At 59.3% G+C, this 23,226-nt stretch carries 23 protein-coding genes and 1 pseudogene; 18 read left to right on the top strand and 6 right to left on the bottom strand.

Annotation, left to right across the window (positions count from 1 at the left end; all coding sequences use genetic code 11):
• The first annotated feature begins 2 nt into the window (after window positions 1–2).
• From lpdA to ACYSTU_RS01125, 6 genes are all read left to right on the top strand, one after another.
• Entirely contained in the window at window positions 3–1,439 is a 1,437-nt protein-coding gene (gene lpdA / locus ACYSTU_RS01150) for a dihydrolipoyl dehydrogenase (protein WP_016773678.1), read from the top strand.
• 182 nt (window positions 1,440–1,621) lie between these two features.
• A complete protein-coding gene (gene sucC, locus ACYSTU_RS01145) occupies window positions 1,622–2,788 on the top strand; it encodes an ADP-forming succinate--CoA ligase subunit beta (protein WP_016773679.1) in 1,167 nt (388 codons plus the stop codon).
• Window positions 2,788–3,672, top strand: coding sequence for a succinate--CoA ligase subunit alpha (sucD, locus tag ACYSTU_RS01140; RefSeq protein ID WP_016773680.1), 885 nt, complete (start codon window positions 2,788–2,790; stop codon window positions 3,670–3,672). Before sucC ends, sucD begins: the two co-directional genes overlap by 1 nt.
• Window positions 3,673–4,143: 471 nt before the next feature.
• Entirely contained in the window at window positions 4,144–5,457 is a 1,314-nt protein-coding gene (gene brnQ, locus ACYSTU_RS01135; protein ID WP_498995209.1) for a branched-chain amino acid transport system II carrier protein, read from the top strand.
• 267 nt (window positions 5,458–5,724) lie between these two features.
• Window positions 5,725–6,462, top strand: coding sequence for a DUF599 domain-containing protein (locus ACYSTU_RS01130; RefSeq protein WP_016773682.1), 738 nt, complete (start codon window positions 5,725–5,727; stop codon window positions 6,460–6,462).
• Entirely contained in the window at window positions 6,462–6,863 is a 402-nt protein-coding gene (locus ACYSTU_RS01125) for an MAPEG family protein (protein ID WP_016773683.1), read from the top strand. Before ACYSTU_RS01130 ends, ACYSTU_RS01125 begins: the two co-directional genes overlap by 1 nt.
• Window positions 6,864–6,924: 61 nt before the next feature.
• Here the strand turns inward: ACYSTU_RS01125 and ACYSTU_RS01120 are convergent, their stop codons facing one another.
• On the bottom strand, window positions 6,925–7,161 hold the full coding sequence (locus ACYSTU_RS01120) for a hypothetical protein (protein ID WP_007959016.1): 237 nt from the start codon (window positions 7,159–7,161) through the stop codon (window positions 6,925–6,927).
• A 158-nt stretch (window positions 7,162–7,319) separates the two neighbouring features.
• Between ACYSTU_RS01120 and ACYSTU_RS01115 the strand changes: the two genes are divergently transcribed.
• The 4 genes from ACYSTU_RS01115 (at window position 7,320) to ACYSTU_RS01100 (ending at window position 11,030) form a co-directional block, all read left to right on the top strand.
• A complete protein-coding gene (locus ACYSTU_RS01115; RefSeq protein ID WP_498995202.1) occupies window positions 7,320–7,796 on the top strand; it encodes a PaaI family thioesterase in 477 nt (158 codons plus the stop codon).
• A complete protein-coding gene (locus ACYSTU_RS01110; protein ID WP_016773686.1) occupies window positions 7,793–8,245 on the top strand; it encodes a PaaI family thioesterase in 453 nt (150 codons plus the stop codon). Before ACYSTU_RS01115 ends, ACYSTU_RS01110 begins: the two co-directional genes overlap by 4 nt.
• Window positions 8,246–8,327: 82 nt before the next feature.
• Window positions 8,328–10,232 (top strand): molecular chaperone HtpG, encoded by a 1,905-nt coding sequence (gene htpG / locus ACYSTU_RS01105; RefSeq protein WP_498995199.1) that lies wholly within the window; start codon window positions 8,328–8,330, stop codon window positions 10,230–10,232.
• Between the two features lie 69 nt (window positions 10,233–10,301).
• Window positions 10,302–11,030: a dienelactone hydrolase family protein gene (locus tag ACYSTU_RS01100; RefSeq protein WP_498995196.1), complete on the top strand. Its 729-nt coding sequence runs from the start codon at window positions 10,302–10,304 to the stop codon at window positions 11,028–11,030.
• Between the two features lie 193 nt (window positions 11,031–11,223).
• On the opposite strand, the gene ACYSTU_RS01095 is transcribed toward ACYSTU_RS01100, so the two are convergent.
• Window positions 11,224–12,090: a pirin family protein gene (locus tag ACYSTU_RS01095; RefSeq protein WP_136492225.1), complete on the bottom strand. Its 867-nt coding sequence runs from the start codon at window positions 12,088–12,090 to the stop codon at window positions 11,224–11,226.
• 61 nt (window positions 12,091–12,151) lie between these two features.
• Entirely contained in the window at window positions 12,152–12,568 is a 417-nt protein-coding gene (locus ACYSTU_RS01090; protein WP_498995190.1) for an OsmC family protein, read from the bottom strand.
• Between the two features lie 129 nt (window positions 12,569–12,697).
• Between ACYSTU_RS01090 and ACYSTU_RS01085 the strand changes: the two genes are divergently transcribed.
• From ACYSTU_RS01085 to ACYSTU_RS01075, 3 genes and pseudogenes are all read left to right on the top strand, one after another.
• Window positions 12,698–13,759 carry an amidohydrolase family protein gene (locus tag ACYSTU_RS01085; protein WP_422492687.1) on the top strand — a complete coding sequence of 354 codons (1,062 nt, stop codon included), beginning with the start codon at window positions 12,698–12,700 and terminating at the stop codon, window positions 13,757–13,759.
• Window positions 13,760–13,881: 122 nt separating this feature from the next.
• Window positions 13,882–14,652 (top strand): annotated as a pseudogene (locus tag ACYSTU_RS01080) (MCP four helix bundle domain-containing protein); the annotation flags it as partial.
• Entirely contained in the window at window positions 14,644–15,507 is an 864-nt protein-coding gene (locus ACYSTU_RS01075) for a methyl-accepting chemotaxis protein (protein ID WP_371699267.1), read from the top strand. The pseudogene ACYSTU_RS01080 and the gene ACYSTU_RS01075, both read left to right, overlap by 9 nt.
• 240 nt (window positions 15,508–15,747) lie before the next feature.
• Here the strand turns inward: ACYSTU_RS01075 and ACYSTU_RS01070 are convergent, their stop codons facing one another.
• From ACYSTU_RS01070 to purM, 3 genes are read right to left on the bottom strand one after another with little or no spacing between them, the layout of a single operon-like run.
• Window positions 15,748–16,461 (bottom strand): DUF3108 domain-containing protein, encoded by a 714-nt coding sequence (locus ACYSTU_RS01070; RefSeq protein ID WP_056783915.1) that lies wholly within the window; start codon window positions 16,459–16,461, stop codon window positions 15,748–15,750.
• 8 nt (window positions 16,462–16,469) lie between these two features.
• Window positions 16,470–17,120 carry a phosphoribosylglycinamide formyltransferase gene (gene purN, locus ACYSTU_RS01065; RefSeq protein WP_400503351.1) on the bottom strand — a complete coding sequence of 217 codons (651 nt, stop codon included), beginning with the start codon at window positions 17,118–17,120 and terminating at the stop codon, window positions 16,470–16,472.
• Window positions 17,120–18,178, bottom strand: coding sequence for a phosphoribosylformylglycinamidine cyclo-ligase (gene purM / locus ACYSTU_RS01060; protein ID WP_128613558.1), 1,059 nt, complete (start codon window positions 18,176–18,178; stop codon window positions 17,120–17,122). The genes purN and purM overlap by 1 nt, the downstream gene beginning before the upstream one ends.
• 373 nt (window positions 18,179–18,551) lie before the next feature.
• On the opposite strand from purM, the gene ACYSTU_RS01055 reads away from it, so the two are divergent.
• The 5 genes from ACYSTU_RS01055 (at window position 18,552) to ACYSTU_RS01035 (ending at window position 23,190) form a co-directional block, all read left to right on the top strand.
• Entirely contained in the window at window positions 18,552–19,610 is a 1,059-nt protein-coding gene (locus ACYSTU_RS01055; protein ID WP_016773696.1) for a DUF2066 domain-containing protein, read from the top strand.
• Between the two features lie 34 nt (window positions 19,611–19,644).
• Complete coding sequence (locus ACYSTU_RS01050; protein WP_016773697.1) at window positions 19,645–20,718, top strand: AI-2E family transporter; 1,074 nt, start codon at window positions 19,645–19,647, stop codon at window positions 20,716–20,718.
• A gap of 206 nt (window positions 20,719–20,924) precedes the next feature.
• Window positions 20,925–21,629, top strand: coding sequence for a DnaA regulatory inactivator Hda (gene hda / locus ACYSTU_RS01045; protein WP_007919828.1), 705 nt, complete (start codon window positions 20,925–20,927; stop codon window positions 21,627–21,629).
• 191 nt (window positions 21,630–21,820) lie between these two features.
• On the top strand, window positions 21,821–22,438 hold the full coding sequence (locus ACYSTU_RS01040; protein ID WP_016773699.1) for a C40 family peptidase: 618 nt from the start codon (window positions 21,821–21,823) through the stop codon (window positions 22,436–22,438).
• Window positions 22,439–22,653: 215 nt separating this feature from the next.
• On the top strand, window positions 22,654–23,190 hold the full coding sequence (locus ACYSTU_RS01035; RefSeq protein WP_041479547.1) for a C40 family peptidase: 537 nt from the start codon (window positions 22,654–22,656) through the stop codon (window positions 23,188–23,190).
• Window positions 23,191–23,226: the final 36 nt, after the last annotated feature.

Below are 23,226 nucleotides of genomic sequence, written 5' to 3'. Positions count from 1 at the left end.
GAATGTCGCAGAAATTTGACGTAGTAGTGATCGGTGCCGGCCCTGGTGGCTATGTAGCGGCCATCAAGGCTGCTCAGTTGGGCCTGACCACTGCCTGCATCGAGAAGTACACCGACGCAGAGGGCAAGCAAGCCCTGGGCGGTACCTGCCTGAACGTGGGTTGCATTCCTTCCAAGGCGCTGCTCGACAGCTCGTGGAAATACAAGGAAGCCAAAGAGAGCTTCAACGTTCACGGTATCTCGACCGGCGAAGTCAAAATGGACGTCGCTGCGATGGTTGGCCGCAAGGCTGGCATCGTCAAGAACCTGACCGGCGGCGTTGCCACCCTGTTCAAGGCCAACGGCGTTACTTCGATCCAGGGCCACGGCAAGCTGCTGGCCGGCAAGAAAGTCGAAGTCACCAAGCCGGACGGTTCGGTTGAAGTCATCGAAGCGGAAAACGTCATCCTCGCGCCAGGTTCGCGTCCGATCGACATTCCACCGGCTCCGGTTGACCAGAAAGTCATCGTCGATTCGACTGGCGCTCTGGAGTTCCAGTCCGTACCTAAACGTCTGGGCGTGATCGGCGCTGGCGTGATCGGTCTGGAGCTGGGTTCGGTATGGTCGCGTCTGGGTGCAGAAGTGACTGTTCTCGAAGCGCTGGACACTTTCCTGATGGCAGCGGACACCGCTGTTTCCAAGGAAGCGCTGAAAACCCTGACCAAACAGGGTCTGGACATCAAGCTGGGCGCTCGCGTTACCGGTTCGAAAGTCAACGGCGAAGAAGTCGTCGTCAACTACACCGATGCCAACGGCGAACAGACCATCACTTTCGACAAGCTGATCGTAGCCGTTGGTCGCCGTCCGGTGACCACTGATCTGCTGTCTGCCGACTGCGGCGTGGAAATCGACGAGCGCGGTTTCATCGCGGTCGATGACCATTGCGTCACAGCTGTACCGGGCGTCTTCGCCATCGGTGACGTGGTTCGCGGCATGATGCTGGCCCACAAGGCGTCCGAAGAAGGCATCATGGTTGTCGAGCGCATCAAGGGCCACAAGGCTCAGATGAACTATGATTTGATCCCTTCGGTTATTTATACTCACCCGGAAATCGCGTGGGTTGGCAAAACCGAGCAGGCGCTGAAGGCCGAAGGCGTTGAGGTCAACGTCGGCACCTTCCCGTTCGCCGCTTCCGGCCGTGCCATGGCTGCCAACGATACCGGTGGTTTCGTCAAGGTCATCGCCGATGCCAAGACCGACCGCGTATTGGGCGTGCACGTGATTGGCCCGAGCGCTGCAGAACTGGTTCAGCAGGGCGCGATCGGTATGGAGTTCGGCACCAGCGCTGAAGACCTGGGCATGATGGTTTTCTCCCATCCGACCCTGTCCGAAGCCTTGCACGAAGCTGCTCTGGCAGTGAATGGCGGCGCCATTCACATTGCCAACCGCAAGAAGCGTTAAGACATAATAAGAAACCACGGCGGCAACGGCCCGTCGTGAGCCTTGCGAGCAAGACTCACCGCGGAATGTCCGCCGGACGCAGTCTTGCGTAGCCCAGCTACGCAAGCAGCAGTCACAGGTGGCGCGGCACTCAAACGAGCGCAGCGCCGAATGCGCAGTACCTAACGAAGACGGTAAAAAGCATGAATCTTCACGAGTATCAGGGTAAGCAGCTGTTCGCTGAATACGGCCTGCCAGTTTCCACTGGTTACGCAGTAGACACCCCGGAAGCAGCAGCAGAAGCTTGCGACAAGATCGGCGGCAACGAGTGGGTCGTCAAAGCCCAGGTTCACGCCGGTGGTCGCGGTAAAGCGGGCGGCGTAAAGCTGGTTCGCAGCAAAGAAGACGCCAAAGCCTTCGCACAGCAGTGGCTGGGCAAGCGTCTGGTGACTTACCAGACTGACGCCAATGGCCAGCCAGTCACCAAGATCCTGGTTGAATCGTGCACTGATATCGCTAAAGAGCTGTACCTGGGCGCTGTCGTTGACCGTTCGAGCCGTCGCATCGTGTTCATGGCTTCCACCGAAGGTGGCGTGGACATCGAGAAAATCGCTCACGACACTCCAGAAAAAATTCTCAAGGCCACTATCGATCCACTGGTTGGCGCTCAGCCATCCCAGGGTCGCGAGCTGGCATTCCAGCTGGGTCTGGAAGGCAAGCAGGTCACTCAGTTCGCCAAGATCTTCGTAGGTCTGGCCAAGCTGTTCAAAGATCACGACCTGGCTCTGCTGGAAGTGAACCCGCTGGTGATCAAGGCTGACGGCGATCTGCACTGCCTCGACGCGAAGATCAACATCGACGCCAACGCCATGTACCGTCAGCCTAAGCTGAAGGCTTTCCACGATCCGTCGCAGGACGATCCGCGCGAAGCGCACGCTGCCAAGTTCGAACTGAACTACGTAGCCCTGGAAGGCAACATCGGCTGCATGGTCAACGGTGCCGGTCTGGCCATGGGTACCATGGACATCGTCAACCTGCATGGCGGCAAGCCAGCCAACTTCCTCGACGTAGGTGGTGGCGCTACCAAGGAACGCGTTACTGAAGCGTTCAAGATCATCCTGTCCGACCAGAACGTCGCGGCAGTACTGGTCAACATCTTCGGCGGCATCGTTCGCTGCGACATGATTGCCGAAGGCATCATCGGCGCTGTGAAAGAAGTCGGCGTGAAAATCCCGGTTGTTGTTCGCCTTGAAGGCAACAACGCTGAGCTGGGCGCTAAAGTACTGGCAGAAAGCGGTTTGAACATCATCGCTGCTACCAGCCTGACCGACGCTGCTCAACAAGTTGTCAAAGCTGCGGAGGGCAAATAATGAGCGTCCTGATCAATAAAGACACCAAAGTTATCTGCCAGGGTATTACCGGTTCGCAAGGTAGTTTCCACACCCAGCAAGCCATCGAATACGGCACCAAGATGGTTGGTGGCGTAACTCCAGGCAAGGGCGGCACCGAGCACCTGGGTCTGCCAGTGTTCAACACCGTTAAAGACGCAGTAGCTGCCACTGGCGCTACCGCCAGCGTGATCTACGTTCCGGCTCCGTTCTGCAAGGACTCGATCCTGGAAGCGGCATTCGGCGGCATCAAGCTGATCGTCTGCATCACCGAAGGCATTCCTACCCTGGACATGCTGGACGCTAAAGTTAAGTGCGACGAGCTGGGCGTAGTCCTGATCGGCCCTAACTGCCCAGGCGTGATCACCCCAGGCGAATGCAAGATCGGCATCATGCCAGGTCACATTCACTTGCCAGGCAAGGTCGGTATCGTTTCGCGTTCCGGCACCCTGACCTACGAAGCTGTGAAGCAGACCACTGACGCCGGTTTCGGTCAGTCGACTTGCGTCGGCATCGGCGGTGACCCGATCCCGGGTTCGAACTTCATCGACATCCTGAAGCTGTTCCAGGAAGACCCGAAGACCGAGGCGATCGTGATGATCGGCGAGATCGGCGGTTCGGCTGAAGAAGAAGCGGCTGCCTACATCAAGGCTAACGTGACCAAGCCGGTTGTTTCCTACATCGCTGGTGTGACTGCTCCTCCGGGCAAGCGCATGGGCCATGCTGGCGCAATCATCTCTGGCGGCAAAGGCACTGCAGACGAGAAATTCGCTGCGCTGCAAGACGCAGGTGTTAAAACCGTGCGTTCGCTGGCAGACATCGGCAAGGCCCTGGCCGAGCTGACTGGCTGGGAAGTGAAGAAGTAAGCTTCGGCTGACTTTTTAGCTCCAGCAGCAAAGGCCACCTTCGGGTGGCCTTTGTCGTTTCTTGCGTATGAGAATTTTGAGAGCTGTTGTGGCGAGGGGATTTATCCCCGCTGGGCTGCGAAGCGGCCCCCATGCAAGCGTCCATGATCAGTCAGGCAGTTCCAGCTCGGATTCTTTGGGACTGCTGCGCAGTCCAACGGGGATAAATCCCCTCGCCACAGGTTTGCTGTGTTCTCTGTATGAAAAATAGATATGTAAACGCGACACGGAAACGTCGCGTATCGGATAGTTCGCCCTCCAACAGTGCGTTTGTCCGCCAAATTCGTTAGGCTGGCCGCCATTTTTGCGTCCGCCGCCCACAAGGCAGCCGCGCGCTTTAAGGGTCAGTCCCATACGGATCGACAGCATTTCCCTAATCCAACAGGGCAATCCCCCTCTAAATTCCGATTTCAGTAGTGTGGTATTTCCTTAATGAAAGTTTTGAAAGGTCAGGACATCCTGGCACTTGGTTTTATGACGTTTGCCCTGTTTGTCGGGGCCGGTAACATCATTTTCCCGCCGATCGTCGGCTTGCAGGCCGGGCCTCATGTCTGGATGGCCGCGCTGGGCTTTCTGATTACCGCCGTCGGTTTGCCGGTGGTCACCGTCGTGGCGCTGGCCAAGGTCGGCGGCGCGATGGATGCGCTGAGCAGCCCGATCGGCAAGATCGCCGGCGGTATCCTCGCGGCGGCATGCTATCTGGCTGTGGGTCCGCTGTTCGCCACTCCGCGTACCGCGACCGTTTCCTTCGAAGTGGGTCTGGCGCCATTGACCGGCGAGAGCCCGCTGGCGCTGTTCCTCTACAGCTCGGTGTACTTCCTCTTGGTGTTCTTCATTTCGCTCTACCCTGGGCGTTTGCTGGATACCGTGGGCCGCTTCCTCGCACCGCTGAAAATCATTGCACTGGCAGTACTGGGCATTGCCGCATTCGCCTTGCCGGCGGGTGACATCGGTCAAGGCACTCCAGAGTATGTGGCGGCACCGTTTTCCCAAGGCTTCATCAATGGTTACCTGACCATGGATACCCTTGGCGCACTGGTATTCGGCATCGTTATCGTCAACGCGATCCGCTCTCGTGGCGTCGAGTCGCCAGCGCTGATCACCCGTTACGCGATCATTGCCGGGCTGATTGCCGGCGTGGGTCTGGCACTGGTCTACGTCAGCCTGTTCCGCCTCGGGTCCGGCAGCCATGAAGTCGCGGTCGGCGCCACCAACGGCGCGGCGGTGTTGCATGCTTACGTGCAGCACACCTTCGGTTCGCTGGGCAGCGGTTTCCTTGCGGTGCTGATCTCGCTGGCGTGTCTGGTCACGGCGGTTGGTCTGACCTGTGCCTGCGCTGAATACTTCAGCCGTGTGCTGCCACTGTCCTACAAGACGCTGGTGATTATCCTCGCGGCGTTCTCGCTGCTGGTCTCCAACCTTGGTCTGACCAAGCTGATTGCTTTCTCGATTCCAGTACTCACCGCGATCTACCCGCCGTGCATCGTTCTGGTCGCGCTGAGCTTCTGCAAGGATTTCTGGCATGAGCACGGGCGCATTCTTGGCCCGGTGATGCTGGTTTCCTTCGTTTTCGGCACCATCGACGCCCTGAAAGGCGCTGGTCTGGCCGACTGGATGCCAACTCAGCTGACCCATCTGCCGCTGAGCGAGCAGGGTCTGGCGTGGCTGGTCCCGTGCGTGATGACCCTGGTAGTCGCCGTGGTCTGTGATCGCCTGCTGGGCAAACGCAGCGAAGTCACTGCCTGACGTAGTTTGGACCCGCCACAAGCGGGTCGAGCACGGTTAAACGGAAATGCCCCGTATCAATCGATACGGGGCATTTTTTATGCGCGGGAGGCAGTGTCTTTTTTGCTGAGCTAACGTCGAAGGGTTGCCGAAATCGTTATGTGGGAGCGAGCCCGCTCGCGAAAGCGTTGTGTCAGCCGCCATGAGTGTTGGGTGGTACGTCGCTTTCGCGAGCAGGCTCGCTCCCAAAGGTCATTCATACCGTGATCACATTTCACAAGGAATTGCATGTCGTTCATCCAAGCCAATCTGATCCACCTGCTCGCCGCCGTCTGGTTTGTCGTCTGCTGGGGCGGTTACACCCGTTATGCCACCTGGAAGGCCCGTGATACGGCGTGTCTGGCCAGCGTGTTGCACCTTTACCGCGAAGACTGGATGCGCCGCATGCTGCTGCGTGACAACCGCATCGCCGATGCCAGCGTGATCGGCAATCTGGAGCGCAACGCCTCGTTCTTCGCGTCCAGCACGCTGATCATCCTCGCCGGTATTCTAACCGTGCTCGGTGCGTCCGACCGAGCTGTGTCGTTGTTGGCGGATATTCCGATGGTGCAACAGGCCTCGCAAGGCATGTCGGAGATCAAGTTGCTGTGCCTGGCACTGGTGTTCGTCTATGCGTTCTTTACTTTCAGCTGGTGCATGCGCCAATACAACTTCGCGGCGATTCTGGTCGGTTCAGCGCCGATGATCGGCGAGCGCCAAGTGACCGAGCAGGAACGCAAGGCCTTCGCTTCGCGGGCGGCTCGGGTGATTTCGATGGCGGCCAACCAGTTCAACTTCGGCCTGCGCTCTTATTACTTCGGCATGAGCATGCTGGCGTGGTTCGTCAGCCCGTGGCTGTTCATGATCATGAGCGCGGGTGTGGTGGTGGTGTTGTATCGCCGCGAGTTTCATTCCGACGTTCTCGATGTCATGGTCTATACCCCTACAGAGGCGCCCGTCCCTGAGGCGAACAAAGAGGCTGTTTGATGAGTATTCCGTTCTGGTGTGTGTTTATCAGTGCTTTATTGATCTACGTGGCGCGCATGCCGGTGGCCAAGGCCATGAAAGAGCAGGGCGGGTATGACAATCACTTGCCGCGCCAGCAGCAGGCGCAGTTGACCGGCTTCGGTGCGAGGGCGCTGGCGGCCCATCAGAACAGCATCGAAGCCTTCATTCTGTTCGCGGTCGGTGTGCTGATGGCGCACACCACGCAAACCGCGGGTTGGCTGATCGATGCGCTGGCGATCATCTTCGTGATCTCGCGAGTGTTCTATCTGTGGTTCTATCTGGCCGATCTGGCGAAGTTGCGCAGCCTGATGTGGCTAGTTGGCTTCATCTGTTCGCTGTTGCTGATGATTAGTCCGACTTTTAGAACCGTGTTGCTCTAATCGGTAAATCGCAGGCAAAAGAAAACCCGCACTTGGCGGGTTTTCTTTCACACCAGAAAGCTTATTGCTTTTTGGCGGCTTCTTCTTGAGCAGCGGCGTTCGATTCAGCCTGAGCTTTGGCAGCTTCGGCGTTTTCTTTTGCTGCGTCGTTCACTTTATCCTGAGCTTTGTTCATGTCTTGCTGAGCTTGCTCAGCATGTTGGTTGGCATCTTGAGCTTTGTCCTCGGATTTTTTATCGCAGGCAGCGAGACCGAGGGAAGCGGTCAACATCAAGGCAATAGCTAAAGTCTTACGCATGGGGTGTATCTCCTTATGGAAAATAACTACTGGCCTTAAGAACTCGGCGCTACGGGTTAAGTTCCTCAATTGTTTCAGATATAGAAGTTTGTTTTATCACGGAACTTTTGCCGCTTTTCTCACTACTGGCACAAGGCCCAAACGCGAGTAATTATCACATGGCCGAAAACCCCGTTTTTGAGCGCGCGACGCGCTTTTTATCGGCATTGCGACACTGTCAGGTCTTGGGTCTGCAAGTGCACAGTGCTTCCAGCGAAGGGCTGACGGTGATCCTGCCGTACAGCGAAAAAATCGTCGGCAATCCCGAAACCGGAGTCATCCACGGCGGTGCCATCACTTCATTGATGGACACTGTATGCGGCATGTCGACCCTGTGCGTGCTGCCAGAGTTCGAAGTCTGTCCGACCCTCGATCTGCGCATCGACTACATGCACGCCGCTGAACCGAACAAAGCGGTTTACGGCTTTGCCCAGTGCTATCGCGTCACCACCGACGTGATCTTTGCCCGTGGTTTTGCTTACCAGGACGATCCCGAGCAACCGATTGCCCACGTCGTCGGCACATTCATGCGCATGGGCATCGGTCTGAAGGGCAGCAAGGGTTTCGCGGGCGCGATCAAGGGAGCGAGCCAATGAGCAACGATCTCAGGGAGCAGCTGCAACAGGCTCACGCGCAGGGCGATTACGCGCCGCTGCTGGCGTTGATTCCTTATGCCGGGCTGATCGGTATCGAATGTTCGCGGGTCGGCGATGAGCTCTTGTTCAAGCTGCCGGCGAACAAGGACAACATTGGTAACCCTTTATTGCCGGCGATCCATGGCGGAGTGATTGCCGGCTTCATGGAGCTGGCCGCAGCCCTGCATCTGCTGATTTTCACCGGCACGCCGGGTGTGCCGAAGATCATCGATTTTTCCCTCGATTACCTGCGCGCCGGGCAGTTTCGCGACACTTGGGCCAGGTGTCAGGTCTGCCGTCAAGGCCGTCGCGTCGCTAACGTAGCGGTCACTGCCTGGCAGAGTACCGAGGCCGAACCGATCGCCACCGCCCGCGCGCACTTCAAAATTGATGAGCCCTTGAAATCCTGAACAGCGCCCCCAACTCAGATGACAACCCGCCGCAGACCATTTCGGGTCGCGGCCACTGCCATCTGATTGGAGTTTGATGACCATGAGTGTGGAAACTCAAAAGGAAACCCTGGGCTTCCAGACCGAGGTAAAGCAGCTGCTGCACCTCATGATCCATTCGCTGTATTCGAATAAGGAAATTTTCCTTCGCGAATTGATCTCGAACGCCTCTGACGCTGTCGACAAGCTGCGCTTCGAAGCCCTGGCCAAGCCTGAGTTGCTCGAAGGTGGCGCTGACCTGAAAATCCGTGTGAGCTTCGACAAGGACGCCAAGACCGTCACCCTCGAAGACAACGGTATCGGCATGAACCGTGACGATGTGATCACCCACCTGGGGACCATCGCCAAATCCGGCACCGCCGATTTCATGAAAAACCTGTCCGGCGATCAGAAGAAAGATTCGCACTTGATCGGCCAGTTCGGTGTCGGCTTCTATTCGGCCTTCATCGTTGCCGACAAGGTTGATGTTTACAGCCGTCGCGCCGGCACCGATGCCAGCGAAGGCGTGCACTGGTCGTCGAAAGGCGAGGGCGAGTTCGAAGTCGCCACCATCGACAAGCCAGAGCGCGGCACCCGCATCGTCCTGTACCTGAAATCCGGCGAAGACGAATTCGCGGATGGCTGGCGTCTGCGCAACATTATCAAGAAGTACTCCGACCACATCGCTTTGCCGATCGAACTGCCGAAGGAAGTCACTCCGGCCGAGGGCGAAGAGGCTCCAGCCGTTGAATGGGAAACCGTCAACCGTGCCAGCGCCCTGTGGACCCGTCCGCGCACTGAAGTCAAAGACGAGGAATACCAGGAGTTCTACAAACACATCGCTCACGACTTCGAAAATCCGCTGTCGTGGAGCCACAACAAGGTTGAAGGCAAGCTTGAGTACAGCTCGCTGCTGTACGTGCCGGCCCGCGCGCCGTTCGACCTGTACCAGCGTGAAGCGCCGAAAGGCCTGAAGCTGTACGTGCAGCGTGTGTTTGTGATGGATCAGGCCGAGTCGTTCCTGCCGCTGTACCTGCGCTTCATCAAAGGCGTGGTCGATTCCAACGACCTGTCGCTGAACGTGTCGCGTGAGATCCTGCAGAAAGACCCGATCATTGATTCGATGAAAACCGCGCTGACCAAGCGTGTGCTCGACATGCTGGAAAAACTGGCGAAGAACGAGCCTGAGCAATACAAAGGCTTCTGGAAAAACTTCGGACAGGTCATGAAAGAAGGCCCGGCAGAAGACTTCGCCAACAAAGAGAAAATTGCCGGTCTGCTGCGTTTCGCATCGACCCAGGGCGACGACGGCGAGCAGGTTGTCGGTCTGGCTGACTACCTGGCCCGCGCCAAGGAAGGTCAGGACAAGATCTACTACCTCACAGGTGAAACCTACGCGCAGGTCAAGAACAGCCCGCACCTGGAAGTCTTCCGCAAGAAAGGCATCGAAGTGCTGCTGCTGACCGATCGCATCGACGAGTGGCTGATGAGCTACCTCAGCGAATTCGACGGCAAGACGTTTGTCGACGTGGCGCGCGGTGACCTCGATCTGGGCAACCTGGACTCGGAAGAGGACAAGAAAGCCGCAGAAGAAGTCGCCAAGTCCAAAGAAGGCCTGGTCGAGCGTCTGAAAACTGCTCTGGGTGATTCCGTGGCTGAAGTCCGCGTATCCCATCGTCTGACCGATTCGCCGGCCATTCTGGCCATCGGCGAACAGGACCTGGGCCTGCAAATGCGCCAGATCCTCGAAGCCAGCGGGCAGAAAGTCCCGGATTCGAAGCCGATTTTCGAATTCAACCCGAGCCACCCGCTGATCGAGAAACTCGATGGCGAGCAGAGCGAAGAGCGTTTTGGCGACCTGTCGCACATCCTCTTCGATCAGGCCGCCCTGGCGGCTGGCGACAGCTTGAAGGACCCGGCCGCTTACGTGCGCCGGCTGAACAAGCTGCTGGTTGAACTGTCGGTTTGATCATGTTGTAGGAAAAACCCGCTTCGGCGGGTTTTTTCGTTCTGGTGTTTACTCAATCAGGAGTCAGAAATGAGCCAAGTCACTGTACGTTCCGTGGTCTATCAGATTGACGGCCAGGCCTATGAAGGTCGCCTGGCGTTCGACGCCGAGCACAAGGCTGCGCGCCCGGGTTTGCTGATGGCGCCGAACTGGATGGGCGTCAGCGCCGGTGCCGAAGACATCGCCAAAGCGGTAGCGGCCAAGGGTTACGTGCTGCTGATCGCGGATGTCTACGGCCAGAGCGTGCGTCCGCAGAACGCTGATGAGGCGCTGGCAGCAATGATGCCGCTCAAGGACGACCGCGCGCTGTTGCGCAAACGTCTGCAAGTGGCTTTCGAGCAATTGCAGAGCCAGGGCGAAGCCACGGTGGATACTTCGAAACTGGCGGTGTTCGGTTTCTGCTTCGGTGGTTGCTGTGCGCTGGACCTGGCCCGCACCGGCGCGCCGGTAAAAGCGGCGGTGTCGTTCCACGGCACGCTGGATTCGCCGAACCCGGCGGATGCGCAGAACATCAAGGGCTCGGTGCTGGTGCTGCATGGCGCATCCGATCCGTTGGTGCCGAAGGAGCAACTGCCAGCGTTCGAAGAGGAAATGAACGCGGCTAAGGTCGACTGGCAACTGCTCAGCTACGGCGGTGCGGTGCACTCGTTTACCGATCCGCATGCCAACGTACCGGGCAAGATGATGTACGACGAAAAGACCGCCAAGCGCGCGTTCAAGTCGATGCATGATCTGTTGGATGAAGTGTTCAACGATTAAAAGCGAAAAGCCCCTCACCCTAGCCCTCTCCCGGAGGGAGAGGGGACTGATTGGGGGGGCTCGGGAGTGGCGTCGACCTGAACGTGAATAGGCGAATCCATAATCGCCGAGATTTTTCAGGTCGATGTATAACGCAAGACACCTCACCCCAGCCCTCTCCCTCTGGGAGAGGGCTGGGGTGAGGGTAAGCGGCCTAGCGCGGTAGTTCTATCCGCTCGACTTCCCCCGGCACCGTCGGCCAATCCTTGGCCGCCCACTTGCGCCGTGCCTCATCAATCGCCGCCGGATCGCTTGCAACAAAATTCCAGTTGATCCGCCTCGGACCGTCCAGCGCTGCGCCGCCGAACACCACTGCGTGCACATCGCTTTCGGCAAACAGGCTCATCTCTTCGCCGGCTGGCAACACCACCAGCGCATGCGGCTCGATCGCCTCGCCATTCAACTGCGCATCACCGCTCAACACATACACCGCGCGTTCTTCATGCTCGGTCGGAATCAGCAATGTGGTCGCGGTCTGCATCTTCACTTCCGCATACAACGTAGGAGAAAGCACCGGCACCGGCGATTCCAGGCAAAAGCCTGACCCGGCAATCATGCGAATCTGCACGCCAAGGTTATCGCTGAGCGGCAACGTCGCTGCCGGGTGATGGCTGTAATGCCCCGGGCCCTGTTCGTGCGCCTTGGGCGAGGCCAGCCAGACTTGCAGGCCGTGCAGGGTGAAGGTCTCGGCGAGCAGTGGCGCAGGCGTGCGCTCGACGTGGGCGATGGCGCTGCCAGCGGTCATCCAGCTGACATCGCCGGCGCCGACCACTTGATCGGAGCCCAGACTGTCCTTGTGCTGCAATTGCCCTTCGAACAGATAGGTAAGTGTCGACAGGCCAATGTGCGGATGCTGTCGGATGTCCATACCTTTGCCCGTCGGATAAATCGTTTCGAGCATGTGGTCGAAAAACACGAAAGGCCCGACGTTGCGGCATTTGGCTGACGGCAGCGGGCGCAGAATCGGCTGGCCTTCGACGTCTTCGGCGCGCGGGCGGATGATCAGGAGTGGCGTGTCCATGGTGCATTCCAGGCTGAGCGGGTGATGCCAGAAGCATAACCCGCCGCTGGCATCAGGAGGATTATTGGCTGTCGAAGCCTTGTGGTGCGTGCGTTTCGATGCTGACTTCGCTGGTGGTCATCAATTTGTGAATCGGGCAGCGATCGGCCACGCGCAGCAGCTCCTCGCGCTGGGCGTCGGTGAGTACGCCTTTGAGCGTAAGGGTGACATGCAGGGCGTATTTGCCTTTCTGCTCCTGACTGTTTTCGCGCTTTACCTCGACTCCCACGCCGGTCAGCGGGATGTCTTTTTTCTTCGCATACATCTTCACGGTCAGCGCTTTGCAGGCGCCCAGCGCAGCGTCGAAGTAATCGTGTGGCTCTGGCGCGGTGCCTTCACCTCCGGCGGTTTTCGGTACATCGGCAAACAATTCGTGGTCGTCGATCTGGACGGTGTGACGAAAACCTTCGGCAGAGACGGTATTGACGGTAACAGTCATGGAAACCTCACAGGCGGCAGGAAAAATCGTTCGATCAAAGCAGACCTTGCAGTTATAGAGCATTCCCGGCAGTGGGCGTTCCGCTTTTCGGCAGGGATGAACCCTTGTCGTTCGGGCGCGGTCTAGGCTATGCCCATCTGCCGGAGATTACTTGTGTCCTTGTCTCGTCTGAGTCTTGCCTGTCTGCTGCTGTTTGCTGGCAGCGCCAGTGCCCGCGAATACACCTACAGCGATGCGCACCTGCATTACGTGGATTTTTTCCAGGAAAGCGCCGGCATGCAGAAACTGCTCACGGCCATGAAGGACAATTCCATCGAGCACGTCATGATTTCCGGTATTCCCGTGGCGAAGAAATGGCATGAAGACGAACCCAAGCGCCCGCGTTATTACGCCGGCGATGACGCCGATGCCTATTGGTACAGCGCCACCGATGTGATCATTGCCGATGCGGTGCAGAAACTGGCGCCGGAGCAGCGCCAGTACTTTCATCCATTCCTGTCCGGCTTCAATCCCAATGACAAGAATTCCGCCGCGCACATTCAGCGCATGCTCGACCTGTACCCGGGACTTTGGCAGGGCATTGGCGAAGTGTTCACCCGGCACGATGACCTGACCGCGCTGACCTCCGGCGACACACCCCGGGCCAACAACGAGGCGATGACCAAGATCTATCACCTCGCCGCGGAAAATGATCTGCCGGTGATGCTGCATTCCAACATCACTTCCAAGCGTGAGAAAAATCCGCTGTACCTGAAGGAGGTCGAAGAGCCGCTGCGCAATCATCCGCACACGCGATTCATCTGGGCGCATGCCGGCACCAGCGCCGAGATCCATCGGCATCAGACCCAGTTGCCGTTTCTCCTGCCAACCCTGACGCGCATGCTCGAGGCTTATCCGAATCTGTTTATCGACCTGTCGTGGAGCATGCTCACGCCGTACTTGCTGGACGAGCAGGGCAAGCCGCGCGCCGAATGGCTGGCGTTGGTGGAAAAGTATCCCGAGCGCTTCATGCTCGGCTCTGACGTGGTAGGACGGTTCAACAAGCTCGGTCAGGAAATGCACAGCTACAAGCCGTTTCTCGATGCGCTGCCGGAGGCGGTGGCGCGCAAAGTCGCGCGGGATAACTTCCTGGCGATATTGCCGCGCAACACTGTAAACCCGCCGGTCCGCGCTGAAACGTCAAAGCCATGAGTTCGGACTAGCCACTCGTCTGCCTATCGCTTTTTCGTCTTACGCAATTTCAGGGCAATGCCGATACCTTCTAAAGCAACCCGCTGCAGGCTGATGCAGCGCTTTTGGAAGGAGCCAGAGTGATGAATATCCGTAGTCTCAATATTGCCCCGCGCGCCGGTCTCGGTTTCGGCCTGCTGGCCCTGATGGTGTTCGCCCTCGGGGCGTTCGCCTTGCTGCAAATGTCGAACATGCGTGCGCAGTCCGATGAAGTCGACAACAACTGGCTGCCAAGCGTGATGGCGGTCGGTGAGATGAGTCAGGACATGCTGCGCCTGCGCGCACTGACCATGCGCCTGTTGCTCAACCGTGACCCCAAGGCACTGGAGCAGAATGTCGCCAAGCTCGACGAGCTGCGCAGTGGCTTGAGCGAAGCGCAGCAGCGTTATGACGCGTTGATCGTTTTGCCGGAAGAGCGCGCGCTGTTTGATCGCTTCAAGGTTGCCGAGCACAAATACCTGGAACTGCAGGCGCAAGTCCTGCAGCTGTCAGCGCAGAATCGGGTGGCAGACGCTTCGGCGATTCTCAATGATCAGATGAGTCCGCTGGCCGATGAGATTGCTTTGACTCTGCGCGATCTGGTCGAGTTGAACAAGCAAAATGCCGGTCTCGCCACTGAGGCAGCGCGCTTGGTCTTCAAACAATCGCGGGTGTGGGTCGCAGTAATGATCGCCATGGCTGCGCTGATTACCGTCGGCCTGGCGTTGCTGCTGACGCGCAGCATTGTCGTGCCGTTGTCGCAATCGCTCAGCGTCGCCGAAGTGGTGGCCGGTGGGGATTTGACCGGCGACATTCACATCGTTGGCAAAGACGAGCCGGCGCGCCTGCTGCAAGCGCTGAAAAGCATGCAGCACAATCTGCGCGACACGATCCGGCGCATTTCCGAGTCGTCGACCCAGTTGGCCTCGGCCGCCGAAGAACTCAGCAGCGTCACCGAAGATGCCACTCGCGGCTTGCATCAGCAAAGTCAGGAAATCGAACAGGCCGCCACTGCGGTCAACCAGATGACAGCAGCGGTGGAAGAGGTGGCGAACAACGCCGTGGCCACGTCCGAAGCTTCCCGCGAATCCGACCGCATCGCCCGGCAAGGGCGCGAGCAAGTGCAGCAGACGGTGACGTCGATCGAGTTTCTCGCCGGCGACGTCACCAACAATGCCGCGCAGGTCGAGGCGCTGGCGCAAAAGGTTCATGGCATCAGCAAAGTGCTGGACGTGATTCGCTCGATCGCCGAACAGACCAATCTGCTCGCCCTCAACGCCGCGATCGAAGCCGCGCGCGCCGGCGATGCCGGGCGTGGCTTTGCAGTGGTGGCGGATGAAGTGCGCGCGCTGGCGCATCGCACCCAGCAGTCGACCCAGGAAATCGAGCAGATGATCGGCGGGATCCAGCAGGGCACCGATTCGGCGGTTAGTTCGATGCAGCAGAGCAACTCAAGGGCGCGCTCGACCCTCGAGCTGGCGAAGAGCGCAGGCTCGGCCCTGGAGGAAATCGCCTCGGCGTTTACCTTGATCAATGAGCGCAACCTGGTCATCGCCAGTGCCTCGGAAGAGCAGGCAGCGGTGGCGCGCGAGGTGGATCGCAATCTGATGAATATTCGTGATCTGGCAATGCAGACATCGGCAGGGGCCAATCAGACCAGTGCGGCCAGTCAGGAATTGTCGAAGTTGGCGGTGGATCTGAACGGGATGGTGGCGCGGTTTTCGGTGTGAGTTTGACCTTCAAAAGCCCCTCACCCTAACCCTCTCCCGGAGGGAGAGGGGACTAATCCTGCGATGCTTTGGAATCCATATTCGACTCGGTTTCTCAGCTCGATGGTTAGCGGCAGACACCTCGGTCGGCTCCCTCTCCCTTGGGAGAGGGCTGGGGTGAGGGGTAGGGCCGCCGCGCAGTATCATCGAACAGATAAACAAAAGCCCCGCATTCGCGGGGCTCTTTGTTGTTGCGGTCGATCAGCTGCCTTTGACAGTCTTACCGTTGACCGTACCGTCCTGGAGCATGATGTTGTACTCCTTGCCGTCAGTCTCGACCTGTTGCAGACGCACCAGCAGGTAATCCCAGTCCTTGGCGAACCACAGCACGGTGATGCGCTTGCTTTGTGTCGGATCGCGCACGCGTTCGACCTTGATCGCGTCGATCTGCCCGGCCTTGGTGTCGACCTTTTCCGAACCCAGCACGCGGAAGTCGTAGGTATCGACTTCGCCATCATCAACCACCTGATAGCTCATGCTTTTCTTGCCGGCGGCAACGTCGTGCTGCAGCGCCAGTTGGTAGGTCGACTTGTCGACCATGCCACGGTTCAGCGGGATTTTCACCGCGTCGCCACGGTCGGTGCCGGTCACCAGTTTATTGGCCCAGTCGAAGTCCAGATCAGCTTTTTTCGCTTTGCCCAGACCACCACGTTCAAAGTGGTAGGACTGCGGCAGCAGCGTGTCCTTGTCCAGCTTCAGGGTGCTTTCTTCAGTCAGGCTGGCGATCATCATCGAGGCCTTGAAGCTGAGCTTCCAGACGCCGTCGGCTTCCTTGGTCAGGCTGCGTTCGGCGGTGCCGCTCATGGGCAGCTGCTTCCAGTCGGCGGTGTAGCTGGCGGAGAACGGTTGAAGGTCCGCTGCCTGCGCGAAGGGCAGGGCGAGCAGAGCGCAAGCGAAGAGCAGGGCGCGACGCATAATATCTCCTAGTGTCGAATCAAGTGGCCGCTGGCGGCGAGTAACTGGCCGTCGAGTAAAGCACCCTGGTCACCGAGTGTCAGCCTGCCTTCGGCAAACCAGCGTACTGCCATCGGGTAGATCAGGTGTTCCTGAGCGTGGACTCGTTGCGCCAGACTCTGCGGCGTGTCGTGCAACTCTACCGGTAATACTGCTTGTACGACCAGTGGTCCGCCATCGAGTTCCTCGGTGACGAAGTGCACGGAGCAGCCATGTTCCGTGTCGCCGGCCTCCAGCGCGCGCTGATGAGTGTGTAACCCTTTGTATTTGGGCAGCAGCGACGGGTGGATGTTGAGCAGGCGACCCTGGTAGTGGCGCACGAAATCAGCGCTGAGAATGCGCATGAAGCCGGCCAGTACCACGAGTTTGGGGTTGAATTGGTCGATCAGTTCGATCAACGCGGCATCGAAGGCCTCGCGGCCATCGAATGCTTTGTGATCCAGCGAGCGGGTGGCGATACCCGCGTCGCGGGCGCGTTGCAGGCCGTAGGCGTCGGCGCGGTTGGAAATCACCGCAGCGATGCGGACCGGGCTGTCGCCGGTCCGCGTGCTGTCGATCAGAGCCTGCAAGTTACTGCCGGTGCCGGACAACAGCACCACGACATCACAGGACTTTGGCATCAGTGAGCCTTGAGGTTCTTCAGCTCGACCTGCGCAGCGCCCTCGGCGGCCACGGCGATCTGACCGATGACCCAAGGCTGCTCGCCAGCGTCACGCAGGGTGTTCAGGGCAACTTCAACGTGCTCCTGAGCTACACAGATGACCATGCCGACGCCGCAGTTCAATACGCGGTGCATCTCGGTTTCATCAACGTTGCCTTTCTCTTGCAGCCAGTCGAACACGGCCGGGCGAGTCCAGCTGGCCACGTCAACCACTGCTTGCGCGCCTTTTGGCAATACGCGTGGGATGTTGTCGAGCAGGCCGCCACCGGTGATGTGGGCCATGGCCTTCACAGCGCCAGTGTCCTTGATAAGCTTGAGCAGTGGCTTGACGTAGATGCGGGTCGGGGCCATCAGCAGGTCGGTCAGCGGTTTGCCGTCGAGCTGAATGTTTTCGATATCGGCGCCGGAGACTTCGATGATCTTGCGGATCAGCGAATAGCCGTTGGAGTGCGGGCCGGACGATGGCAGGGCGATCAGGGCGTCACCGGTGGCGACTTTCGAGCCGTCGATGATTTCCGACTTTTCCACGACGCCGACGCAGAAACCGGCCAGGTCATAGTCTTCGCCTTCGTACATGCCTGGCATTTCAGCGGTTTCGCCGCCAACCAGCGAGCAACCCGACAGTTCGCAGCCAGCGCCGATGCCGGTAACCACTTGGGCAGCGGTGTCGACATTCAGTTTGCCGGTGGCGTAGTAGTCGAGGAAGAACAGCGGCTCGGCGCCGCACACCACCAGATCGTTGACGCACATGGCGACCAGGTCGATGCCGATGCTGTCGTGCTTGTTCAGGTTCAGCGCCAGGCGCAGCTTGGTGCCGACGCCGTCGGTGCCGGACACCAGCACTGGCTGCTTGTAGCCGGCCGGGATTTCGCAGAGGGCGCCGAAACCGCCCAGGCCGCCCATGACTTCCGGGCGCGCAGTGCGCTTGGCGACGCTCTTGATGCGTTCGACCAATGCTTCACCGGCGTCGATGTCTACACCGGCGTCCTTGTAGCTCAGGGAGGGTTGCTTGCTCATGATCCAGGCCTTTAGGGGAGGGGATTCAGGGGGTAACGACCGAGTTCAGCGGGAACATCGAACTCGATGGGCGATCGCCTCACGCGAGTTTCGAGGGGCCCGGCTGTTGCCGGTCTGCGAAGGCGCGCGATTTTATCAGGCTTGAGGGGCAGCGGCCATCCTCGCACCGACGGGCAGGGCCATATCGGCGGAAATTTTTTGCAATCGCAGGGTATGACTGCCTGTATAAGGTGTGGCGATTAACCGTCTATCGTTAGGACTGTGCAAAAACTTACCGCCACCGTGTGAATGTTTTGCCAGGGGAGGGGGTCACAGCCTTGCTCAAACGGTTCACGCGGCGTGTTCCAGCCGCTCCTGTCGACGGGAATTTTCCATGCGTTTTTGTAAATTATTGTTTGTAGGCTGCCTGACGCTGGTCAGCCTGGCGAGCCATGCCGAAAACCTCAAAGGCCTGTATCAGGTGCGTCAACCGGTCAACGGCCAGGCGCCGGAAGAGCGCGATCGCGCCACGCAGGCGGCGCTCGATACCCTGGTGCTGCGCCTGACCGGCGACCCGAAAGCCGCGCAGAACCCGGGGCTGGCACCGATTCGCAAGGATCCGCAGCAGATCATCAGCCAGTTCGGTTTCGACGCCGGGCCACCGGAAGTGCTGAAAGTCGATTTCGATCCGGCAACCACCGAGCAGGCCTTGCGCCGGGCCGGGTTGCCGGTGTGGGGCGCCAGTCGACCGTCGATCCTCGGCTGGTGGCTGAACGATTCAACTGAAGGTGCGAGCCTGGTCGGTGATGGTCAGGCCGCAGCCGCAACGTTGCGCACGGCCGCACAACATCGCGGTTTGCCCCTGCGTTTGCCACTGGCTGATCTCAGTGAGCAATTGGTTGCCACCGCACCGGCGCTGGAAAGCGCTGATCCCGCGCCCCTGCGCAGTGCTTCGGAACGCTACAACGCTGACGCCTTGCTGGCGGTGCACGCGCGCGAAGAGGGCGGGCAGTGGCAGGCAAAATGGCGCTTGTGGCTCGGTGATCAGAAAGAAGCAGGCAGCGTTCAGGGCGCCGATCAGGCAGCTGTTGCCGATGCGGTGATGCTGGCGGTAGCCGAGCGTCTGGCGCCGCGATTTGTCGCCAAGCCCGGCGCGTCGGGTCAGCAGACCCTGGAAGTGCAGGGTATGAATCTGGAGCATTATGCGGCGCTGCTGCGGTTACTCGAACCGTTCGGCGTGCGTCTGCAAAGCGTGCAGGGCGATCGGATCGTCTACCGGGTCAATGGCAGCGTCGATCAATTGCGCGCGCAATTGTCGCTGGCGAAGTTGCAGGAACTGCCGGCCGAAGCGCCGGCCCCGGTGGCGCCTGCCCAGCCAGCGGCGGATGGTACGCCTGCGGTGGCAGCGCCAACCCCGGCAGCGGCGGCACCGTCGTTGCGGTTTCGCTGGTAAGTCTTTCCTTATATAGAAGCATCAGGAGTGGTAAATGGCCGATACGCGGCGTTGGTTCTGGCTCGGTGGGGTAGTCCTGCTTTGCGCGTTTGTATGGTTGCTGCACCCGATCCTCACGCCGTTTCTGGTCGCGTTGTTACTGGCTTATCTGTTCGATCCGCTGGTGGATCGTCTGGAGCGGCTCGGGCTGTCGCGAACCTGGGGCGTGATTGCCGTGTTTGCCTTGTTCACCTTGATCGTCACCGCGTTGCTGCTGGTGCTGGTACCAATGCTCGCCAAGCAGTTGCTGCGTCTGTACGAGCTGGCGCCGCAGATGCTCGACTGGTTGCAGCACACCGCTGTGCCGTGGGCGCAAGCGAAACTGGGGCTGTCGGACGGCTTCTGGAAATTCGATAAGGTCAAAGCTGCGATCAGCGAGCACATGGGCCAGACCACCGACATCGTCGGCGTGGTGCTGAGTCAGGCGACGGCCTCGAGCCTGGCGCTGATCGGCTGGCTGGCAAACCTGGTGCTGATTCCGGTGGTGAGCTTCTATCTGTTGCGCGACTGGGACGTGATGATGGGCAAGATCCGCAGCCTGCTGCCCCGTGATCGCGAAGAGCGCGTGGTTGCGCTGGCGGGTGAGTGCCACGAAGTGCTCGGCGCGTTTGTGCGCGGGCAGTTGCTGGTGATGGTTGCGTTGGGGGTGATCTACGCGGCTGGCCTGATGATCGTCGGTCTGGAGCTGGGGCTGTTGATCGGCCTGATTGCCGGTCTCGCGGCGATCGTGCCGTACATGGGTTTTGTCATCGGCATCGGCGCGGCATTGATCGCCGGGTTGTTCCAGTTCGGTGGCGATCTGTACCCGATGGTCGGGATTGTCGCGGTGTTCATGGTCGGTCAGGCACTGGAAGGCATGGTGCTGACGCCTCTACTGGTCGGGGACCGCATCGGCCTGCACCCGGTGGCGGTGATCTTCGCGATCCTTGCTGGCGGCGAGCTGTTCGGTTTCACCGGCGTTCTGCTGGCGTTGCCGGTGGCGGCGGTGATCATGGTGCTGGTGCGTCATGTCCACGACTTGTATAAGGATTCCGGGATCTACAGCGGCGTTGACGAACCTGAGCTGTGATGGCGCGGGCGGCCCGGCGCTTGGCCGGGCTGCCCCGTTTCGTTCGAGCGAGGGCGCCAGAGAATCTGCCATCAAACCGCTGCGTCAACGCAAACCTTTGATTTTGCTTGGGGTCTGTCGCATTGTGCGCTCAGCCTCACGGGTATAAACTTCGCCAACTTTACACAGAGGCCACTAACGGTTCCTTTGAGAACTGTTCAGTCAGCATGAAACCGATTCAGCTGCCCCTAGGTGTGCGTCTGCGTGACGACGCCACCTTCATCAACTACTACCCAGGCGCCAATGCCGCTGCACTCGGCTATGTCGAGCGTCTCTGCGAAGCCGACGCCGGGTGGACGGAGAGCCTGATCTACCTGTGGGGCAAGCACGGCGTCGGGCGCACGCATCTGTTGCAGGCCGCGTGCCTGCGCTTCGAGCAGATGGGCGAACCGGCGGTGTATCTGCCGCTGGCCGAGTTGATGGACCGCGGCGTGGAAATCCTCGACAACCTTGAACAGTACGAACTGGTCTGCCTGGATGACTTGCAGGTGATTGCCGGCAAGGCGGACTGGGAAGAGGCGATGTTTCATCTGTTCAATCGTCTGCGTGACAGCGGTCGGCGCCTGCTGATCGCCGCGTCCACTTCACCGCGCGAACTGCCTGTGAAGCTGGCTGACCTGAAATCCCGTCTGACCCTGGCGCTGATCTTCCAGATGCGCCCGCTCTCCGATGAAGACAAACTGCGTGCGTTGCAATTGCGCGCATCCCGTCGCGGTCTGCACCTGACCGATGAGGTTGGGCACTTTATTCTCACTCGCGGCACGCGGAGCATGAGCGCGCTGTTCGATCTCCTCGAGCAGCTTGATCAGGCGTCCCTGCAAGCGCAACGCAAGCTGACCATTCCCTTCCTCAAGGAAACTCTGGGCTGGTAGTAGTGGGCTTTTGCCAGCTTTCAGGCGCCAGAAAACCCGCGTCCCTGCGCCGATTCCCCGGCCAGACGAGTTACGCGCTTAGATGTAAACGCGAAACCGGGAAGTCACATAAAGTTCGATTGAATTTGCAAATGAGGACGATAGCGGGCATAGTCTCGGCTTCTTTACAACTATCAGCCACGGTCGTGCCCATGCTAAAGCGCTTCGCACCCCTCGTGCCTCTCGCACTCGTTACCCTGTTATTCGGTTGTGCTGCTCATTCTCCGGTTCAAGAGCCGCCGCAACAGGTCAAGAATTCTGCTACTGCCCAGTCTTCCGTTATTTACCAGGAAGAGCTGGACACTGAAAAAGAACTCAATCAGTTCAACGGCAGCAAGCCTTATCAGCTTCCTGTTCTGGCTGACAGCATCCTCGAACGCGGCATGTCCCTGATCGGTACCCGTTACCGTTTCGGCGGTACCTCTGAAGCCGGCTTCGATTGCAGCGGTTTCATCGGTTACCTGTTCCGCGAAGAGGCGGGCATGAACCTGCCACGCTCCACTCGCGAAATGATCAACGTTGATGCGCCGCTGGTTTCGCGCAGCAACCTTGAGCCGGGTGATCTGCTGTTCTTCGCCACCAATGGTCGTCGCGGTCGTGTCAGTCACGCCGGGATCTACCTGGGTGACAATCAGTTCATCCACTCCAGCAGTCGTCGCAGCGGCGGTGTTCGCATCGACAGCCTGGGTGACAGCTACTGGAGCAAGACTTTCATCGAAGCCAAGCGCGCACTCGCCATGGCGCCGACCGTGGTCACCGCTCGCAAGTAAACTGCATGTCGCTGCGTTCGCGGCGACAAAACGGCACGGCAATGGAGTAGACCTAAACTTTACAAGGTGAAGTTAAAGTCTTACTTGAAGTTTGCCGCGTAGCCGCTAGAATCCTGAATCTATATTGATGGCAAACCGCCTGCGTGATGACGCAGGCGGTTTTGTTTCTGTCCATTCGGCAGAGAAAGCCGCAGCCAGATCAGGATGTTCTGCTTATGACGATGTCGGCCCGCCTCACCTTGATCCTTTGCGCCGCGCTGCTCAGCGCCTGCGCCAGCCGCACACCGCCGCCAGCCCCCGTGGTTCGCGCGCCGATCGTGTTCGCTCCTTCCCAGGCTTTTTCCCCCGTTGCTGAAGACGTGCTGTTCCGCGCCCTCGGCCTGGTCGGCACGCCGTATCGCTGGGGCGGCAACACGCCAGATTCCGGTTTCGATTGCAGTGGTCTGATCGGTTTCGTCTACCGCGACGCGGCGGGAATTTCGCTGCCACGCTCGACCCGCGAAATGATCGTCATGCAGGCGCCGAATGTCGGCAAGGAAGGCTTGCAGACCGGCGACCTGATTTTCTTCGCCACCAATGGCGGCTCGCAGGTCAGTCATGCGGGGATTTACGTCGGTGAGGGGCGCTTCGTGCATGCACCGGCCACTGGCGGCACGGTCAAGCTCGACAGTCTGTCGAAAGCGTATTGGCAGAAGGCGTATCTGAGCGCCAAGCGGGTGTTGCAGCCGGGGCAGTTGGCGCATAACCCCTAGCGCGTATGCATAACTAATTGTGGGAGCGAGCCTGCT

It is taken from the genome of Pseudomonas glycinis, assembly GCF_054871425.1.
Note: the sequence above shows the minus strand (reverse complement) of the source record. Positions and strands in the feature narration are given on the sequence as shown.

Excerpts from the sequence above, each read along its gene's own strand:
- sucD (WP_016773680.1), top strand. The coding sequence starts at position 2,788 with ATGAGCGTCCTGATCAATAAAGACACCAAAGTTATCTGCCAGGGTATT.
- purM (WP_128613558.1), bottom strand. The coding sequence starts at position 18,178 with ATGAGCAAGCAACCCTCCCTGAGCTACAAGGACGCCGGTGTAGACATC.
- ACYSTU_RS01040 (WP_016773699.1), top strand. The coding sequence starts at position 21,821 with ATGCTAAAGCGCTTCGCACCCCTCGTGCCTCTCGCACTCGTTACCCTG.
- ACYSTU_RS01050 (WP_016773697.1), top strand. The coding sequence starts at position 19,645 with ATGGCCGATACGCGGCGTTGGTTCTGGCTCGGTGGGGTAGTCCTGCTT.
- brnQ (WP_498995209.1), top strand. The coding sequence starts at position 4,144 with ATGAAAGTTTTGAAAGGTCAGGACATCCTGGCACTTGGTTTTATGACG.
- ACYSTU_RS01110 (WP_016773686.1), top strand. The coding sequence starts at position 7,793 with ATGAGCAACGATCTCAGGGAGCAGCTGCAACAGGCTCACGCGCAGGGC.
- ACYSTU_RS01085 (WP_422492687.1), top strand. The coding sequence starts at position 12,698 with ATGCCCATCTGCCGGAGATTACTTGTGTCCTTGTCTCGTCTGAGTCTT.
- ACYSTU_RS01130 (WP_016773682.1), top strand. The coding sequence starts at position 5,725 with ATGTCGTTCATCCAAGCCAATCTGATCCACCTGCTCGCCGCCGTCTGG.
- ACYSTU_RS01055 (WP_016773696.1), top strand. The coding sequence starts at position 18,552 with ATGCGTTTTTGTAAATTATTGTTTGTAGGCTGCCTGACGCTGGTCAGC.
- purN (WP_400503351.1), bottom strand. The coding sequence starts at position 17,120 with ATGCCAAAGTCCTGTGATGTCGTGGTGCTGTTGTCCGGCACCGGCAGT.
- hda (WP_007919828.1), top strand. The coding sequence starts at position 20,925 with ATGAAACCGATTCAGCTGCCCCTAGGTGTGCGTCTGCGTGACGACGCC.
- ACYSTU_RS01075 (WP_371699267.1), top strand. The coding sequence starts at position 14,644 with ATGCAGCACAATCTGCGCGACACGATCCGGCGCATTTCCGAGTCGTCG.
- ACYSTU_RS01070 (WP_056783915.1), bottom strand. The coding sequence starts at position 16,461 with ATGCGTCGCGCCCTGCTCTTCGCTTGCGCTCTGCTCGCCCTGCCCTTC.
- lpdA (WP_016773678.1), top strand. The coding sequence starts at position 3 with ATGTCGCAGAAATTTGACGTAGTAGTGATCGGTGCCGGCCCTGGTGGC.
- ACYSTU_RS01120 (WP_007959016.1), bottom strand. The coding sequence starts at position 7,161 with ATGCGTAAGACTTTAGCTATTGCCTTGATGTTGACCGCTTCCCTCGGT.
- ACYSTU_RS01035 (WP_041479547.1), top strand. The coding sequence starts at position 22,654 with ATGACGATGTCGGCCCGCCTCACCTTGATCCTTTGCGCCGCGCTGCTC.
- ACYSTU_RS01125 (WP_016773683.1), top strand. The coding sequence starts at position 6,462 with ATGAGTATTCCGTTCTGGTGTGTGTTTATCAGTGCTTTATTGATCTAC.
- ACYSTU_RS01115 (WP_498995202.1), top strand. The coding sequence starts at position 7,320 with ATGGCCGAAAACCCCGTTTTTGAGCGCGCGACGCGCTTTTTATCGGCA.
- ACYSTU_RS01090 (WP_498995190.1), bottom strand. The coding sequence starts at position 12,568 with ATGACTGTTACCGTCAATACCGTCTCTGCCGAAGGTTTTCGTCACACC.
- ACYSTU_RS01100 (WP_498995196.1), top strand. The coding sequence starts at position 10,302 with ATGAGCCAAGTCACTGTACGTTCCGTGGTCTATCAGATTGACGGCCAG.
- sucC (WP_016773679.1), top strand. The coding sequence starts at position 1,622 with ATGAATCTTCACGAGTATCAGGGTAAGCAGCTGTTCGCTGAATACGGC.
- htpG (WP_498995199.1), top strand. The coding sequence starts at position 8,328 with ATGAGTGTGGAAACTCAAAAGGAAACCCTGGGCTTCCAGACCGAGGTA.
- ACYSTU_RS01095 (WP_136492225.1), bottom strand. The coding sequence starts at position 12,090 with ATGGACACGCCACTCCTGATCATCCGCCCGCGCGCCGAAGACGTCGAA.